The sequence below is a fragment of the Sulfobacillus harzensis genome (assembly GCF_012933365.1).
In the GTDB taxonomy this organism is placed as follows: domain Bacteria; phylum Bacillota; class Sulfobacillia; order Sulfobacillales; family Sulfobacillaceae; genus Sulfobacillus_B; species Sulfobacillus_B harzensis.
In genome coordinates this window covers 1-13,968 of the sequence record NZ_JABBVZ010000090.1, presented here as the reverse complement: position 1 = coordinate 13,968, position 13,968 = coordinate 1, and the positions used below count along the sequence as shown (strand labels likewise).

At 58.3% G+C, this 13,968-nt stretch carries 13 protein-coding genes and 1 pseudogene; 2 read left to right on the top strand and 12 right to left on the bottom strand.

Going from position 1 to position 13,968, the window contains the following annotated elements; translation table 11 throughout:
* The first annotated feature begins 63 nt into the window (after positions 1 to 63).
* On the top strand, positions 64 to 228 hold the full coding sequence (locus HIJ39_RS24685; protein WP_169102083.1) for a metal-sensitive transcriptional regulator: 165 nt from the start codon (positions 64 to 66) through the stop codon (positions 226 to 228).
* Between the two features lie 11 nt (positions 229 to 239).
* Positions 240 to 947 (top strand): hypothetical protein, encoded by a 708-nt coding sequence (locus HIJ39_RS17805; protein WP_169102081.1) that lies wholly within the window; start codon positions 240 to 242, stop codon positions 945 to 947.
* Positions 948 to 997: 50 nt separating this feature from the next.
* Here HIJ39_RS17805 and HIJ39_RS17800 read toward each other — a convergent pair whose 3' ends face one another.
* The 12 genes and pseudogenes from HIJ39_RS17800 to murQ form a co-directional block, all read right to left on the bottom strand.
* Positions 998 to 1,966, bottom strand: a complete 969-nt coding sequence (locus HIJ39_RS17800) for a small ribosomal subunit Rsm22 family protein (RefSeq protein WP_169102079.1) — start codon at positions 1,964 to 1,966, stop codon at positions 998 to 1,000.
* Between the two features lie 260 nt (positions 1,967 to 2,226).
* On the bottom strand, positions 2,227 to 3,813 hold the full coding sequence (gene nagZ, locus HIJ39_RS17795) for a beta-N-acetylhexosaminidase (protein ID WP_169102077.1): 1,587 nt from the start codon (positions 3,811 to 3,813) through the stop codon (positions 2,227 to 2,229).
* A gap of 15 nt (positions 3,814 to 3,828) precedes the next feature.
* Entirely contained in the window at positions 3,829 to 4,986 is a 1,158-nt protein-coding gene (locus HIJ39_RS17790) for an exo-beta-N-acetylmuramidase NamZ family protein (RefSeq protein WP_338055231.1), read from the bottom strand.
* Positions 4,987 to 4,989: 3 nt separating this feature from the next.
* Complete coding sequence (locus HIJ39_RS17785; RefSeq protein WP_169102075.1) at positions 4,990 to 5,688, bottom strand: PIG-L deacetylase family protein; 699 nt, start codon at positions 5,686 to 5,688, stop codon at positions 4,990 to 4,992.
* Between the two features lie 19 nt (positions 5,689 to 5,707).
* A complete protein-coding gene (locus HIJ39_RS17780; RefSeq protein ID WP_207711766.1) occupies positions 5,708 to 6,652 on the bottom strand; it encodes a GNAT family N-acetyltransferase in 945 nt (314 codons plus the stop codon).
* Between the two features lie 15 nt (positions 6,653 to 6,667).
* The gene (locus HIJ39_RS17775; protein ID WP_169102071.1) at positions 6,668 to 7,771 is read right to left on the bottom strand and encodes a GNAT family N-acetyltransferase; all 1,104 of its coding nucleotides are present in this window, start codon (positions 7,769 to 7,771) and stop codon (positions 6,668 to 6,670) included.
* The gene (locus tag HIJ39_RS17770) at positions 7,768 to 8,784 is read right to left on the bottom strand and encodes an oligopeptide/dipeptide ABC transporter ATP-binding protein (protein ID WP_169102069.1); all 1,017 of its coding nucleotides are present in this window, start codon (positions 8,782 to 8,784) and stop codon (positions 7,768 to 7,770) included. Before HIJ39_RS17770 ends, HIJ39_RS17775 begins: the two co-directional genes overlap by 4 nt.
* The gene (locus HIJ39_RS17765) at positions 8,777 to 9,790 is read right to left on the bottom strand and encodes an ABC transporter ATP-binding protein (RefSeq protein ID WP_169102067.1); all 1,014 of its coding nucleotides are present in this window, start codon (positions 9,788 to 9,790) and stop codon (positions 8,777 to 8,779) included. The genes HIJ39_RS17770 and HIJ39_RS17765 overlap by 8 nt, the downstream gene beginning before the upstream one ends.
* The gene (locus tag HIJ39_RS17760; protein ID WP_169102065.1) at positions 9,791 to 10,705 is read right to left on the bottom strand and encodes an ABC transporter permease; all 915 of its coding nucleotides are present in this window, start codon (positions 10,703 to 10,705) and stop codon (positions 9,791 to 9,793) included.
* Between the two features lie 2 nt (positions 10,706 to 10,707).
* Entirely contained in the window at positions 10,708 to 11,700 is a 993-nt protein-coding gene (locus tag HIJ39_RS17755; protein ID WP_169102063.1) for an ABC transporter permease, read from the bottom strand.
* Between the two features lie 52 nt (positions 11,701 to 11,752).
* A complete protein-coding gene (locus HIJ39_RS17750) occupies positions 11,753 to 13,576 on the bottom strand; it encodes an ABC transporter substrate-binding protein (RefSeq protein WP_169102061.1) in 1,824 nt (607 codons plus the stop codon).
* A 53-nt stretch (positions 13,577 to 13,629) separates the two neighbouring features.
* A pseudogene (murQ, locus tag HIJ39_RS17745) lies at positions 13,630 to 13,968 on the bottom strand (N-acetylmuramic acid 6-phosphate etherase); the annotation flags it as partial.

Genomic DNA, 13,968 nt, shown 5'->3' with positions numbered 1-13,968 from the left:
TAATTCAGGGGGAAAGAAATTTTCTCAGACCCCACAAGCATTGCAAATCAAGGACTTCGGGTTATGAAAAACCCTCAACTGGCAGCGATTCGATCTGCCCTTGATGGGGTCGCTCGATTAGTATTCGAGGATCACATGGACAGTTGCATTGTGGATGCTGTGGAGACCGGGGATGCCGAAGCCAAGATTGCCGAAATCAAAACTGCCTTCGCCCGGTACTTTATCTAGGGGGGAATCCGTTGGGGACTGCATCCTTGATTGTCTTATTGTTGGCTGGCGCCAGCGTCGCCATTTTACCCGATCATTGGATGCCGATCGCGCTGGTCGCCCGCGCCCAACGCTGGTCAATGGGACGCACAACCCGGGTAGCGCTGTGGACGGGAGTGGGGCATGTCCTCGGCTCCATCGCCTTGGGCGCGGTCGTGATCGCTCTTGGGTATGGACTGAAAGGCATCCTCCGTTTGGAAGGACCGATCGTGGGGATCGTGCTGGTGCTCACTGGTGTCGGTCTGTTTCTGTGGAGTCTCCGCCATCCAGGCCACATGCATCCGCATGGCGCGGAGCCGGACCACGCCGACACGCACGGACACTCCCCCCATCACACACACGATCATCCCAATTATAACCATGAGCACGTCCATTCCCGCGGCCATCATCGCGACACCTCACGCAGTCGGGGCGCCTGGCTCATCCCGGCTGGCATCGCCGCCTCCCCCGATCCGACGATTTTGCCCGTGTTCCTCGCCGCAATTGCCGTGAGCACCCGGACTGCGATTGAGGTCCTGGCAGTGTATTCGCTCGTCACTATTGTGGCGATTGTCGGTTTGAGTCTAGCAGCGGTGTGGGGCGGCTATCAGGTGCGGTGGGATTGGCTCGAGCACCATGCCAATCATGTTACCTCCGCCGTTCTGGTTGCTCTGGGAATTGCCGCATGGGTGGCATTTTAGTCTCGGGTTGCTGGATGGCCATAATGGGCAACATCCGCCAGACGCAACGATTATGGGGCGTGCTCGCTCGGCCAGACGCTTCCCCACGATGCCTTTCGGGCGCGGCGAAAACGTTCCCGATTGCGCTTGGTGATGGATTCTTGGCGCAGGCCATGCGGAGTGCAAAGGGTGAGCGCAATGCGTCCCGGCTCAATTCGCGGATGGCGGAGAATGCGGGCATGCCGATCTCCAGCGGTATCGTGAACCAGGGCTAAATAAGCATATTTCTCATCCTCATAGGGGGCTGACCCACCTTTGAGACGTCGATGAAGCTGGGTTCGCGGAATGCGCTCGGCAAAATGGCACCAATCGCCGCCCGCCATGGGGCATTGCCCTTCATGCGGACAAGGCGCCGCTACCCGCGCGCCGTGCTCGATAAGGGTGGCGCGAATGGCGCGAAGACGCTCAAAGGCCTCGGGCGTGCCTGGCTCGATAATGACCAGGGCCTCGTTGGCAGCCTGCCAAAGAGCCAAGGCCGCGGTGTTGGCTTGAGCATCGGGCAATTCATTCAGCACATAGCTGGCCGTAACGAGATCGCTCTTCGGAAGCACGACATTGCTCAAGGGCTGATCGAGCCAGCGGACGCGGTTCGCCCAGGGATGGTGCGCGTTGATTAACAACTCTCTCGCCATGGCGCGCATAGCTGGTTCGGGTTCGAGGGCTATCGGTTCCTCCACGCTGGGGAACACACGGGTCACGGCGAACAATAGCGTTCCCGGGCCGGTGCCGACGTCCAGCAGCGTATGGGGCGACAATGACGGCATCACCTGACGCAGGGCGATTAAGGCGGCGGTGGCTGCGCCGTAGGTTGCTGGCAGGCGCGCTGCCGCATAAGCCAACGCCTCCCTTTGATTTAAGCCCTGGCTACCCCGCCCTTGGCGGTATCGATCGGACAACGCCTGGCTGTGTTGGGCGAGCGAGCTGGCATGTTCAGCGAGCGTGGCGTTAATGGCTTCTTGTAGGGTAAACGGAATGTCCATGAAATGCCCCCCACGTATCATACCAACTTTTTTCCCTGACGTTGATGCCGGGGCTTAGGGCATCAGATGCGAATGAATGGTCCAAGGACCGGACGGCGGCGGGGATTTGGGACCGGTTCCGCCGCCCGGTCTTGGCATCATACCCAATTGTTCCAGGGGCTCGCAACTTGACAGGCGCCATAAATTGTGATGTGACCAAGCAGGGTCTGGACACGAAAAGGGAAAGCTCCACCAGGGGGCTTTTTGGTGGGGACGTCACGTCATGCGTGGTGACCACGCGGAAATTCGTCCGACACGGCCACGGGCAGCCTTCCAAGCGCGCTACCGCCGCAGATAGCCCGGACCGCGGCCTCGGCCATCCATGGGGTGTTCTCGTACAGCGCGATTAAATTGGGCGCCTGGAGAAAGCGTCGGGCGTCATAGGGACTTCGCAACAACAAGGTGCCCTGAGGAACGGAAAGCTGCTCAACTTGGGCGAGAAAGTCGAGATAGCGCGCATTTTGCATTCCATTGACCCCAGCGATGATGGCGTCCACTTTTTCCAAGCGGGTCAACAGATCGGCCTCGGTGTATTCGTTAAATGCCGAGGGAAAGGAAAACACCTGGGTGACCGCCTGAGGCAACACCGATCGCAGGGCGTTTTCGATTAAGGGGTTGTTGCCCCCGCGTCCCGCCGCGACCATCAACGGCGCCATTTCATCGAGAAGAATCGCCACCGTTTTCGCCGAAGCAGGCAGGGCGGGCCCGGTGGTAAGGCGCGTCACCGCGGCTTGGGAGAGCTCTTGTTGAAGCTCCATAGCCTCCCGTTTGGGAACCGTGGCGTCTCGGGCGGCGCGCAGCAACCGCTTCGCCTTCAAAGCCATTACGCGCTGAAAGGCGTCATTGATGCGATCCTCGCTAAGTTGGCCGGACGTGACCGCCGCAACGATGGCCTCGATGGTTGCCAATTGCCGGTCCAGGCGATGCGAGACCATCACCAGATCGGCTCCCGCTCTCAGAGCTTGTACGGCGCCTTGGGGAGTTCCGACAGTCTCCGAAATCGCGTTCATCTCCAAACAGTCGGTTGTGATGACCCCGGTGAATCCCAGTTCCCCGCGCAATAGATCAGTGAGCACGCGGCGGGACAGGGTGGCCGGAATGCCGTCCGGTTCCACGGCTGGAAAGACCACGTGCGCCGTCATTAACACGTCAACGCCGGCGCGGATGGCGGCCGAGAACGGCACCAACTCGATGGCATCGAGGCGCGCTCTGTCATGGGGGATGGTGGGGAGGTCTAAGTGCGAATCCACATTCGTATCCCCGTGTCCGGGAAAGTGCTTGCCGCAGGCAATTACCCCTTGGTCCTGTATTCCCTCAATTATGGCCGTGCCAAACTCGGCCACAGTTCCGGGCAGATCAGAAAACGAGCGCACCCCAATGACAGGGTTGTCGGGGTTGTTGTTGACATCTAGTACCGGGGCCAGATTGAAATTCACCCCCAGGCTGGATAGTACACGCGCGGTCAAGGCCCCAGCTCGGCGCGCATTCTCGGGTTCCCTCGTGGCTCCGAGTGCCATGTTTCCCGGAAGCCCGGCAATTTCCTCGGGCATGCGCCGAACAATGCCATTTTCCTGGTCGGCGGCAATGGTCAGCGGAAGGGGTTGTCCGCTGTCCTTAGCCAACTGCTGCAATTCCCCAGTGAGCGCGGTGAGTTGGGCTACACTTGCCACATTACGTGTAAAGAGAATGATATTGCCAAGGTGATGGGTGCGGATTAAATCGGCCACGTGGTCGGGTACCGTGGTGCCCTCGAACCCAAACACTAAGAGTTGGCCTATGCGCCGCCGCAAATCCTGTTCCATTGTCATGAGTGTCCTCGCTTTCTACGTATAGAGAAGATAAGGGGCGACGTTATTGGTGAAGGCGGCGCATTGACGCGCTTCTTCGGTAAAATACGCGTCGGTGCTGCCGGAAAGAATCGCCTCCCGGAGCGTCGGCCCACCCGCCAGTAGGTCGAAGAAGGGACGGCTCGTGCCGTCGTCCTCGGACCCGAAACGGAATTGGTCCGGATATAGCGAGAGAAAGGCTTGAATCAATGTGACGCCAGTTTTTAACGCGTGCACACGCTGGGCGTCGACGATGTGAAGCGCCACGCCGCTGACCAGTTCGCCCGCGTACCAGGACCGGGCGGGGGTGAAGTACACCGGGCGCGCGATGACGCCCGGCAGGTGTTGCTGGTTGAACCACGCCGCTACAGCATGGCCATCCGCCCAAGGGGCCCCGAGCCAGGTGAAAGGATAGGGGGTGCCGCGCCCCAGCGAGATGTTGGTGCCCTCAAACAAGCAAGTGCCGGGATAGAGCAAGGTCATGGCGAACCCGGTGGTGTTAGGGGAGGGTGGGACGAATTGAAGGCCGGTGTCGGGAAATAGCATGTGTCGCTCCCAGCCCTCCGTCGGAACAACGACCAAATCCACAGTCGGCAGGAAGCGGTCGCGAATCAACAGAGCCTCTTCCCCAAAGGTCAGGCCGTGCCGAATGGGGACCGGAAGCATGCCCACAAAGGATTGATAGGCGGGATCCAGCACGTGCCCCTCACGGGCCACACCGCCAATGGGATTGGGACGGTCCAGCACGATGGCTTGAATCCCTGCCTGCTCTGCAGCTTGCAAGGTGTAGTACAAGGTGCTGGGATTAGTATAGTAGCGGCTGCCAATGTCGGCCAAGTCAATTACCACGGCGTCAAGATCGCGCAAGAGGTCGACCTCCGGGGCTTTTTTGTCCCCATAGAGGCTTACGGCAGGAAGTCCGCTATGCGCGTCGACCCCCGTCTTGACCGGTTCTCCTTCCCGAGTGGCGTTGAGAACCCCGTGCTCGGGGCCAAATAGCCGTACCAGACGGGCGTTCCGAGCGGCCTGCAACCGATCGATGACGGGAACCAAGCGGGCGTCGGTCATGGTATAGTTGCTCACCAGTGCGAGCCGCTTTTGGGCGATGAGGTGGCGCTCCTGGGTCAAGAGCACGTCAATTCCCAGCTTGACCACCGGCTAACCCTTCGCCGCCAGAGACGTTAACCGCACCTGACGCGACCAGGTCGGTCGAGCAAAGGCCTCTGCGCGGGGAAAGCCGTGCGGAAGTCCCCGAACTGTCATTAACGCCTTATAGTACTCAATAAACTGGAAGCCCGTTTCTCCTCGGGCGTACGCGTACTGCTGGGCGCCCTTTAACCAGCGGTCATAAGCCTGGTCGCCAATCCCCACATAGACATCCGGCTCATAGTCGAAGGGATCTTCCCAATTGTCGGCGTAGTAAATGCGAGAGACTCCGTGTGGCGGCAAGGAACGCTCGAAGGCTTTGATTTCTGCATAAAAGACCGCGTCTTCGACAATGAGATGGGTGTTGGCGTGGTCCTTGTGAATGCTATTTTTCCAGTGGGTAATAATCACCTGCGGTTTTTCCTCGCGGATGACGTCGGCTACCTGAAACTTCACGTGGTCATTGACGGGCAGTTCACCGTCTCCGTACTCAAGAAAACGAGCCCGCCCTCCAATAATGTCCGCAAAGGCCCGCGCCTCGTCCATCTTCTGCTTGGCGTAGTCTTGAGCCGACAAGGTGGGATGGCCTTTTTCACCGGGTGTTAAGTGAAACAACACCACCTCGTGGCCTTCCAGCACGGCGCCCGCCAATGCGGCACCGGCGGTCAAATCCATGTCCCCGGCATGTCCGCCAATTGCCATGATTTTCATCGCGCATCCTCCTCTAAGGTTAGGCCAAGACTTTCTTCATCACGTCAAATCGGCGGGTCACGGCAAATCCAGCCCTGAGATACAGGTGGCCCGCCGGTTCGCGCTCCCCGGTCCACAGAAACCAGGCACCGTGCAAGCCGTCATGGCGCATCTGTTCGAGGCAGCGATACAACAGCACCTTGCCAAGACCGGTGCCGCGCAGCGACTCAGCTACGCCAAAGGGCCCAAAGCGTTCACCGACGCCATCGTACCCGCCATAAATGCAAAAGCCCACGACCTCATCATCTCGTCGGCAGATGAGGATGTTGGACATTGGAACACCTTGTTTTAGCGCCTCGCGAATGGCTCGCGTCCAGTCGGGATCAAATTCCCGGTTATTAAAGTCGATGACACCATACACATAGGGAAGGGTGAGATTTTCCACCACATAGCCCTCGTTGCGGCGCGCCGCCTCTAACGCCCGGACATCTTCCGGGATCTCGAACCCCACCAAATTTTTGTCCATCGCGGCGCATTGGTAGAGCTTTTTGAAACCCGCCTTCTCGAGGAGTATGGCCGCTTCGGGGTAGGCCTGGCGGTCAATCCCCGGCACAAAGTAGTTGGGCGCGTAGGAGGCGAAATATACGACGGAACGGTTGCGGCTCCGAAAGAAGGTGTCGGCCTGCGCCAGCAGCTCTCGCCCGATTCCATGCTGCCGGAAGCGGGGATGGACGAAAAAGGCGGTAATCCATCCCGTTTCGGGTTCCAAGTTCGAACCCGCCATTGGCGTCTTTCGCACAATGCCAACCAGCCCTCCGACAATTTGTCCCTCTTCCTCCGCGACCAGGAGGCCCTCGGGATCGAAGTTGGCGTCGGTTAAAATGCGGTTCACAAACACCTTTTCGGTAATGCCGTCTTGAGGCATTGACGCATTCCAGGTCTCTATGAAGGCGGCCTCATCGCCGCTTCGGTATGTTCGAATCATGAAGTACACCGCTTTCTAAATATAGTTGAGGCCTTCGGGCCACAGGGAAGGAATGGGCCAAAAGCATTCAAGGGATGCGGGCCGATGGGGCACTTTGGTGCCGAATACCCATTCGGTGAGTTCCGCCGCGTCCACCGACCACTGCTCGCTACCCACCCGGACTTTATACTGTTCCTCACCGAGCCGCAGGATAGCCAACGGCCGATCAGCCACCTCGGCCCACACCGTCTGGAGGTCTTGGCTGAGTCCTTGGCCATCGATCACCTTGGCGAGCCATGAGACCGGCTCACTGCGTACCCGTTCCGATCCCCGAAGCTCCGCCAAGAGACTCCAGTCGTCCCTAAGAACCGGTACCTCAATGCCGCCTTCCGGCCAGTTCTGCACAGAACGCAGCGCGGACAGTACGCCTTTGGGATCGCCGGCCCATTCGCTTAATCGGCTGGCGCCTCGGCCCTGAAACGGGCGATGATTCAAAATCAGATAGCTCACCGCTTGGCCCTCGGCCATCACCATCAAGGCGACTTTTGTTCCCTGTTCCACTTGTGTCATGGGCTGGGAAGCCAGCATGGCCCGCAATTGGGGAAGGCTCCGACCAAATCGGGTTCCGCGGGTCTGGTTGAGCCGCGCGACAACCGGCGCATCGTCGAGGGGATCGATGGGCCTCACGTGATAGGGTGTTGGCGCCTTTTTACTGTCTGGGTTTAAGCGATACCAGTCTACCCAGCCGATGGCACGGGCTCCAAAGCGTGTATAGAGGGATAAGTCGCCGGATATGAGCATGACGCGGACATCTTCATCCGCTAGCTGCTTTTGGGCCAACTGTAACAGTTGGCTGGCCAGACCGCGCCCGCGATAGGCGGGATCCGTTGCCACCGACCCTACGCTGGCCGCTCGGGTGGCAGCTCCCGCAATTACCACCGGCCAGTTCATCGCGCCGACAATGCTGACCGCCCGGCCCTGGTCAAAAGCGACATACCAGTGGTGGGCGTTGGCTGGATCATAGAGATAGGGAAATTCGTCAGCCATGTGGCCGCCGCGTTTGGCGCGGAATACCTGGTCGGATAGACGGCCAATCTCTTCCATATCGTCGGGGCGGGCGACCCGGAGTTCCAGGCTCACGAGGGCTTCACCTCCAAAGGCTCAGCGACCACCCGCCGCGGCGTAGGGAAGTGGCAGGTGTGGCGATGATCCTGGTCTCCCGGCCAGATTTGCTCGGCTGGCTTTTCCGTTCGGCAACGATCCACCGCATGACGGCACCGCGGGGCAAAGCGGCAGGCCGTCGACTCCTCTTGGGTAAATTCCCCCAATGGGATATAGCGGTCGGCCCCGGGAGACTCCAATCCCCGCAGGACTGGAACGGCGCTTAAGAGCGCTTGGGTGTAGGGGTGGACGGGGGACTGAATCAGCTCGTCTGTGACGCCTTGTTCTACAACCTCGCCCTGATAAATGACGTAGATGTGGCCGTCTTGACCCACGTAGCGAGCGGCGGCGACGTCATGGGTGATAAATAACAGGGCAATGCCGTACTTTTCGCGCAGGTTGAAAAGCAAATTCAAGATGCCAAGGCGCAGTGACACGTCAATCATGGAGACGGCTTCGTCCGCTACCAGCACGTCAGGATCGACCGTCAAGGCCCGCGCGACGACCACCCGCTGGCGTTGACCCCCCGACAGCATGTGCGGATATTTGCCAAAAACCACGTTAGGATTGAGTCCCACAAGTTCCAACACTTCGCGCGCCCGTTGTTCCATCCACGCCTTAGGTTTCTTTTGACGCTTGGCTTCAAATGTCAACGGAGCCATCATGGTTTGATAGATGGTGTGCGACGGGTTTAAGGCGGCGTATGGATCTTGTTGAATGAGCTGTACTTTGCGCAGACGTTCCAATCGCTCAGCCGCTGGCAGGTCGGTGAGATTGACGCCGTTGTACAGAATTTCCCCCGAGTCATAGGTTTCCAGACCGGTGAGAATTCGGCCAATGGTGGTTTTTCCACAGCCGGATTCCCCGATAAAGGCGACCGCCCCGGCGTCGGGAATGGAAAAATCCACCCCTTTGACAGCCTGCACCGGCTTTTGCTTCAGCATCCCGCCGCGACCCGGGAAGGTTTTGACAAGATTTTTGACCTCAATCATTGGCGTTCACCCCATGGCACGCGACCAACCCATCCTGGTGGGCCGTTTGATATTGAGGCTCGGCGGTGTCGCAGATGCTCATGCGCACCGGACAGCGCTCACGGAAGACACAACCTTTCTCCGGAATGGTGGCCAAGTCCGGTGGACTACCGGCCAGCGGTTGAGCGTCGGAGAGGTCGCCGGTAATGCGCGGAATGGCATGAATCAGCCCCCGCGTATAGGGATGCATTGGTCGCTGCAGCACATCGGCGGTGGCGCCTTCCTCCACTACCCGGCCCGCATACAGCACGACGACGCGGTCGGCCATTTCGGCGACGACGCCCATGTCATGGGTAATGATGATCGTGGTGAGGCCGCGCTCCTTATGAATGTCACGGATGATTTCCAGAACCGCCTGCTGCGACAACATGTCAAGTGCCGTTGTGGGTTCATCGAGAATCACGATTTTGGCTCGCAGCAAGAGGGCAAAGATGATGCCAACACGCTGACGCATGCCGCCGGATAGTTCGTGCTGATACGATGTCAGCACTCGGTCGCCGTCCATGCCCATGCGTTCCGCTAATTGCTTCGCCTCGTGAAGGAGGGCGGTGGGGTTTTTGGCGCCATGAGAACGGGCCAGGTCCAATAGTTGGGCCCCGATACGCTTCAACGGATTCAGCGAGTTGGATGAGGCTTGGAACACAAAGCCGAAGTGCTGGCCATGAATGCGTCGGAGATTCTCGCCCTTCAGCTTTAAAATGTCGCCCACACCCTCGCTCTCAATGCGGCCGGCCGTGATGAGCCCGGGGGCGCGGATGGCGTTCATGGCCGCCATGGCCAGGGTGGTTTTACCTGACCCCGACTCGCCGATGAACCCGGTAATGGCCCGCGGCCGAATGTCCAAGGAGACATCTTTGAGGGCGGCGAAGCGCCCCCGATCGGTCTGATAAGTGACCGTCAGATTGCGGATTTTGAGCCCGGCCCCAGGGGATGTCGTTGGTGTCAGCGTTTGTTCGGCGGTGCTCATTTATGCCGCCTCCCTTAAGCGAGGATTAAAGATCTCGTCCAAGGCGTCCAAGAATAGCACGACGCCCAGCGTTAACAGCAAAATGGCGACCAACGGCGCCAAGAGATACGGCAGCGCTTGGGGGCTTTGCATGGCACCGCCCGTGAACACGGCCAAATTCAGCATCACGCCCCAGTTGTTGACGTGAAAGGGCACAACACCGAGGTAGAAGAGACCGACCTCGGCATAAATGGCGCCCGTCACGGATACCAGCAGATTCATGGCGATGTAAGGGCCCATGTTCGGCAAAATCTCGCGGAACACGATGTGCCACCAGGGCAAACCCATGCCCCGCGCCGCCTCGATAAAGCCGCGTTCTCGCAGCGACAAGGTCTGCGAGCGCACGGCGCGTGCCAGTCCACCCCATCCGGTGATGCCTAAGACAAAGCCCATGGCGATGGGTTGGCCGAAGTTCCACACCGTCGACAGGACGACCAGCAGCGGGAACCCCGGAATGGTGAGAATGAAGTCTGTGATGCGCATTAAGATGGAGTCGGTGGCGCCAAGAAAATAGCCCGACACTAAACCGACACCCGTGCCAAACACCACCGTAAAGATGGCTGCCATGAGAGCCGCAAAGAGCACATAGCGTGCACCGGTAATGACCAAGGCGAGGTTGGAGGTGCCCTCAAAGTCGGTGCCGAGCGGATATTTTAGGCTTGGTGGAGCATAAATGGCATTGGGATCGATGGGCAGGTTGTGCGGATAGATTAGCGGGCCAAACAGTCCCATGAGCGTGAACAGCACGATGATGGCCAGCCCTATAACACGGCTGGGCCGTGCCTTGACCACCCGCCAGGCCATCTTTGCAAACGACTCGCCTTTGACGAAGGTGACGGTTGAAGGGGTATCGGTTTCGGGGACGCGTGCAATCATTCTTATGACCTCCGAATCCTAGGATCCACGACGCTGTACAGAAAGTCCGCCACGATGTTGGATAAAATCACCGCAATGGTAATGAAGAGAAAAGCGCCGCTCATGAGGGGATAGTCGCGGTTGTTAATGGCATTCAAGAGCAGATTTCCGAGTCCGTTGTAGTCGAAAATGTTCTCGATGAATACTGAGCCGCCAAACATAAAGCCTAAAGACAAGGCGAAAATGGTAAACAGCGGCAAGATAGCATTGCGCGCGATGTATCCGAAGCGAATGCCAGATTTTAATCCACGCAGCTCCGCCGCCAAAACAAAGTCATCACCTAAGACCGAGACCACACTAGACTTCATGGTTAAAAGCCACCCACCATAGCTGGACAGCGCGTAGGCTGCTACCGGCAAAATGGCATGGAAGGCGAGCGACCCAATGAACGGCAGATTGAATCCGGCCGTTAGGGCTCCGTCATAGGGGGCCCCGAAGGGAAAAATGGGCCACAAGGTGGTAAATAGGAACGCCAACAAGAGTGCCATGACAAACTGAGGAATGCCGTGCAGCAATGAGCCGCTCACGGTCAAGAAGTTGCCGACGCCGCTGGACCGTTTGACGGCTGACACCACACCTGCGGATACGCCTAGGAGAAAGCTGGCAACCACGCCAGACAACACCAATACGATGGTCCAGGGAGCCGCGCTCAGCACGATGTGCATGACGGAGACGCCTTCATAGGAAATGGACTGGCCTAAATTGAAATGAATCAACTGATTCAAGTAATGGAGATATTGCTGCCACAGTGACTGATGGGGCATAAAACCATACATGACCCGCACCTCGTCGGCCGCCTGAGTGGGCGTCATGCCGCGGCTTATGAGTGTGCTGTATTCCGCTTGCACCGGGTTGCCCGGCATCATGCGCACCAAGAAAAAGGTGAAGGTGGCGACAATGATCACCATAACGGCGCCGCTGACTAGCCTTTTGACAAGGCGAATGGCCTCCCGCATCTTCAAACCCTCCTAAAACCGGGGCTGGTCGTCCCAGCCCCGGCCACCATGCTTACTTACGCGGAACGACGTAGCCTTCCTGCATCCATACACCAGCCGGGTTGTAGATTAACCCTAGGTTGTTGACAGGGAAGTTACTGAAGCGGGAGGTGTTGATGAACTCCACGTTGGCGTAATTCCAGAGGTTCAACACCGGTAGATTGGCGTTAGTCGCCGACATCAGCTCTTGGACGATCGGACGCTCCTGGGAGACAGCGGTCATTTGCGTGAGTTCGTGAGTGAGCTCGCCAGGGTTAATCATCTTGCCGCTCAAGGTCGGAATTTCGGCCGGCAGGTCGATGAAGTTGCCCTTGCCCGCAGCGCTTGCCGGGTAGTGGACCAGGTTGGTGCCAACTAATTGATACCCATCGGCGGTGCCGTAAATCATATTGAAGGCATTCTGTGCCATTGGTCCAAGGGCGTCAAGGTAGAAGGAGACTGCGTACTTGCCGTCGCTCTGATCCTTCAACTCTTGGGCGTAGCTGGAGACAATGTCGGGCGAGGTGGGAATGCCGAAGTTGGTCAGCTCCGTGGAAATCACCTTGTCGGCCGCAATCCAGTCACTGAAGCCATTCACTGTGTAGATGGTCATGGTCCAAGGCTTGCCATTCGGCATCATCCAGTTGCCATTGACCTTCTTGAATCCGGCCGACTTCAACAGGGCTGTGGCCTTGGCAATGTTGGGACGGTACTGCTTCAACTGCGCCAGTTGTGAGGGCGACAGCCAATCCTTGGCCGCCAAGTCAATCATGCCGGTCTGATATTTGGCCGGGATTCCGCTCACACCTTCACCCACGGTTTGCACCTGTTTGCGGTTGATGACGTAGGCCAGCGCCTGGCGAACCTTCACCATGTTGTAGGGGTAGATGTTTTCGTCGAAGGCTAGTCCGGCGGCGACGACGGCGGGGGTGACGACTTTTTGGTTGCCTTTGGTCTTCAGAATCTGGTGCAGAATGTTTACCGGCATGGCGGTGTACGGTCCGAAGTCCAACTGACCGGCTTCGAGGTAGTTCCAGATCTGTTGATTGCCGGTGTAGTTTCGCATCACCACTTCATTGACCTTGACATTCCTGGCGTCATAGAAGTCCGGATTTTTCATCAAAATGGCCTCGCCGGGGTTCAGGTTCTTAAGCACGAAGGCGCCGGCCGACAGGTCGGCGGATTTCGGCGGGGCGTAGGCACTCACTTTCTTGCCCAAGGCGGTCAACTGGTTGGCCGCCGCTTTGGCCTGGGCCAGCTTGGCGGAGTTGTTGCCGGCGTATTGCGCGGTGTCAATAATGGACCAGACGTTCTTGGGAAGAACCGGTGCGAATTCGGACGCTGGCACGATGGTCTGCTGCAAGAGCTGGTTTAAGAACAGGTTGTAGTGGTCGCCAGGCAATTGCTTGAACTGCACCGTGTGGCTATTGATGATATTGACCTGGCCAAGGTCAAAGGCCTGGGCGTTGCCTTGAGTAAAGGCGAGTGCAAAGGAAGCCTTGACATCCTGGGCTGTGACGGGCTGTCCGTTGGACCATTTTGCGTTGGGCTGCAGCTTAATCGTCACTTCAGTGCCATTGGCGTTGCTGGTCCACGACGCGGCCAAGCCGGGAATAAAGTTGTTGGGGTTGGTGACCGAGTTGGTAAACCAGGCCAGTTGCCACTGATCATATCCCAACCAGGTGTTGCCGTTGGAGTTGTAGGGGTTGTACGGCGCACCGGGGCTAATCGCATGGTACTCGTCCACTGTGGTGAAGGTGGCGTTGCTGGATGACGTCGTTGAGGGCGAGGAGCCACAAGCTGCCAAAGCCAAGGAGAGAGCGGCGACGCCCACCAGTCCGAGAGCATAGCGTTTCATTGAAAATCGCTCCTTACTAAAATGAAGTTTTACCGTTGGGCAAAAAATAAAGTCTACAAGCGTGCCAAGATACCCTGAGAATCTGCGAGCCGTTCCGCCGCCTCCGACGCTGAAGTTCCCAATAGCGCCATGGCAATGGCGATTTTGACGTTGCCGTCCGACTCGTCCAGCAGTTTTTGGGCTCGATCCATGCTAATGTCGGCGGCCAACGCCACAATGCGCACCGAACGAGCCCTGAGTTTCTGATTAGTGGGCCGCATATCCACCATCAGATTGCGATACGTCTTGCCGAGCCCCACCATTGAGCCCGTGCTCAGCATGTTGAGCACCATTTTTTCGGCGGTCCCGGCCTTTAAGCGGGTGGAGCCCATCACCACTTCCGGGCCTGTATC

Coding starts and splice junctions, on each gene's coding strand:
- HIJ39_RS24685 (WP_169102083.1), top strand. CDS start 64: ATGAAAAACCCTCAACTGGCAGCGATTCGATCTGCCCTTGATGGGGTC.
- HIJ39_RS17800 (WP_169102079.1), bottom strand. CDS start 1,966: ATGGACATTCCGTTTACCCTACAAGAAGCCATTAACGCCACGCTCGCT.
- nagZ (WP_169102077.1), bottom strand. CDS start 3,813: ATGACAATGGAACAGGATTTGCGGCGGCGCATAGGCCAACTCTTAGTG.
- HIJ39_RS17785 (WP_169102075.1), bottom strand. CDS start 5,688: ATGAAAATCATGGCAATTGGCGGACATGCCGGGGACATGGATTTGACC.
- HIJ39_RS17780 (WP_207711766.1), bottom strand. CDS start 6,652: ATGATTCGAACATACCGAAGCGGCGATGAGGCCGCCTTCATAGAGACC.
- HIJ39_RS17770 (WP_169102069.1), bottom strand. CDS start 8,784: ATGATTGAGGTCAAAAATCTTGTCAAAACCTTCCCGGGTCGCGGCGGG.
- HIJ39_RS17765 (WP_169102067.1), bottom strand. CDS start 9,790: ATGAGCACCGCCGAACAAACGCTGACACCAACGACATCCCCTGGGGCC.
- HIJ39_RS17760 (WP_169102065.1), bottom strand. CDS start 10,705: ATGATTGCACGCGTCCCCGAAACCGATACCCCTTCAACCGTCACCTTC.
- HIJ39_RS17755 (WP_169102063.1), bottom strand. CDS start 11,700: ATGCGGGAGGCCATTCGCCTTGTCAAAAGGCTAGTCAGCGGCGCCGTT.
- HIJ39_RS17750 (WP_169102061.1), bottom strand. CDS start 13,576: ATGAAACGCTATGCTCTCGGACTGGTGGGCGTCGCCGCTCTCTCCTTG.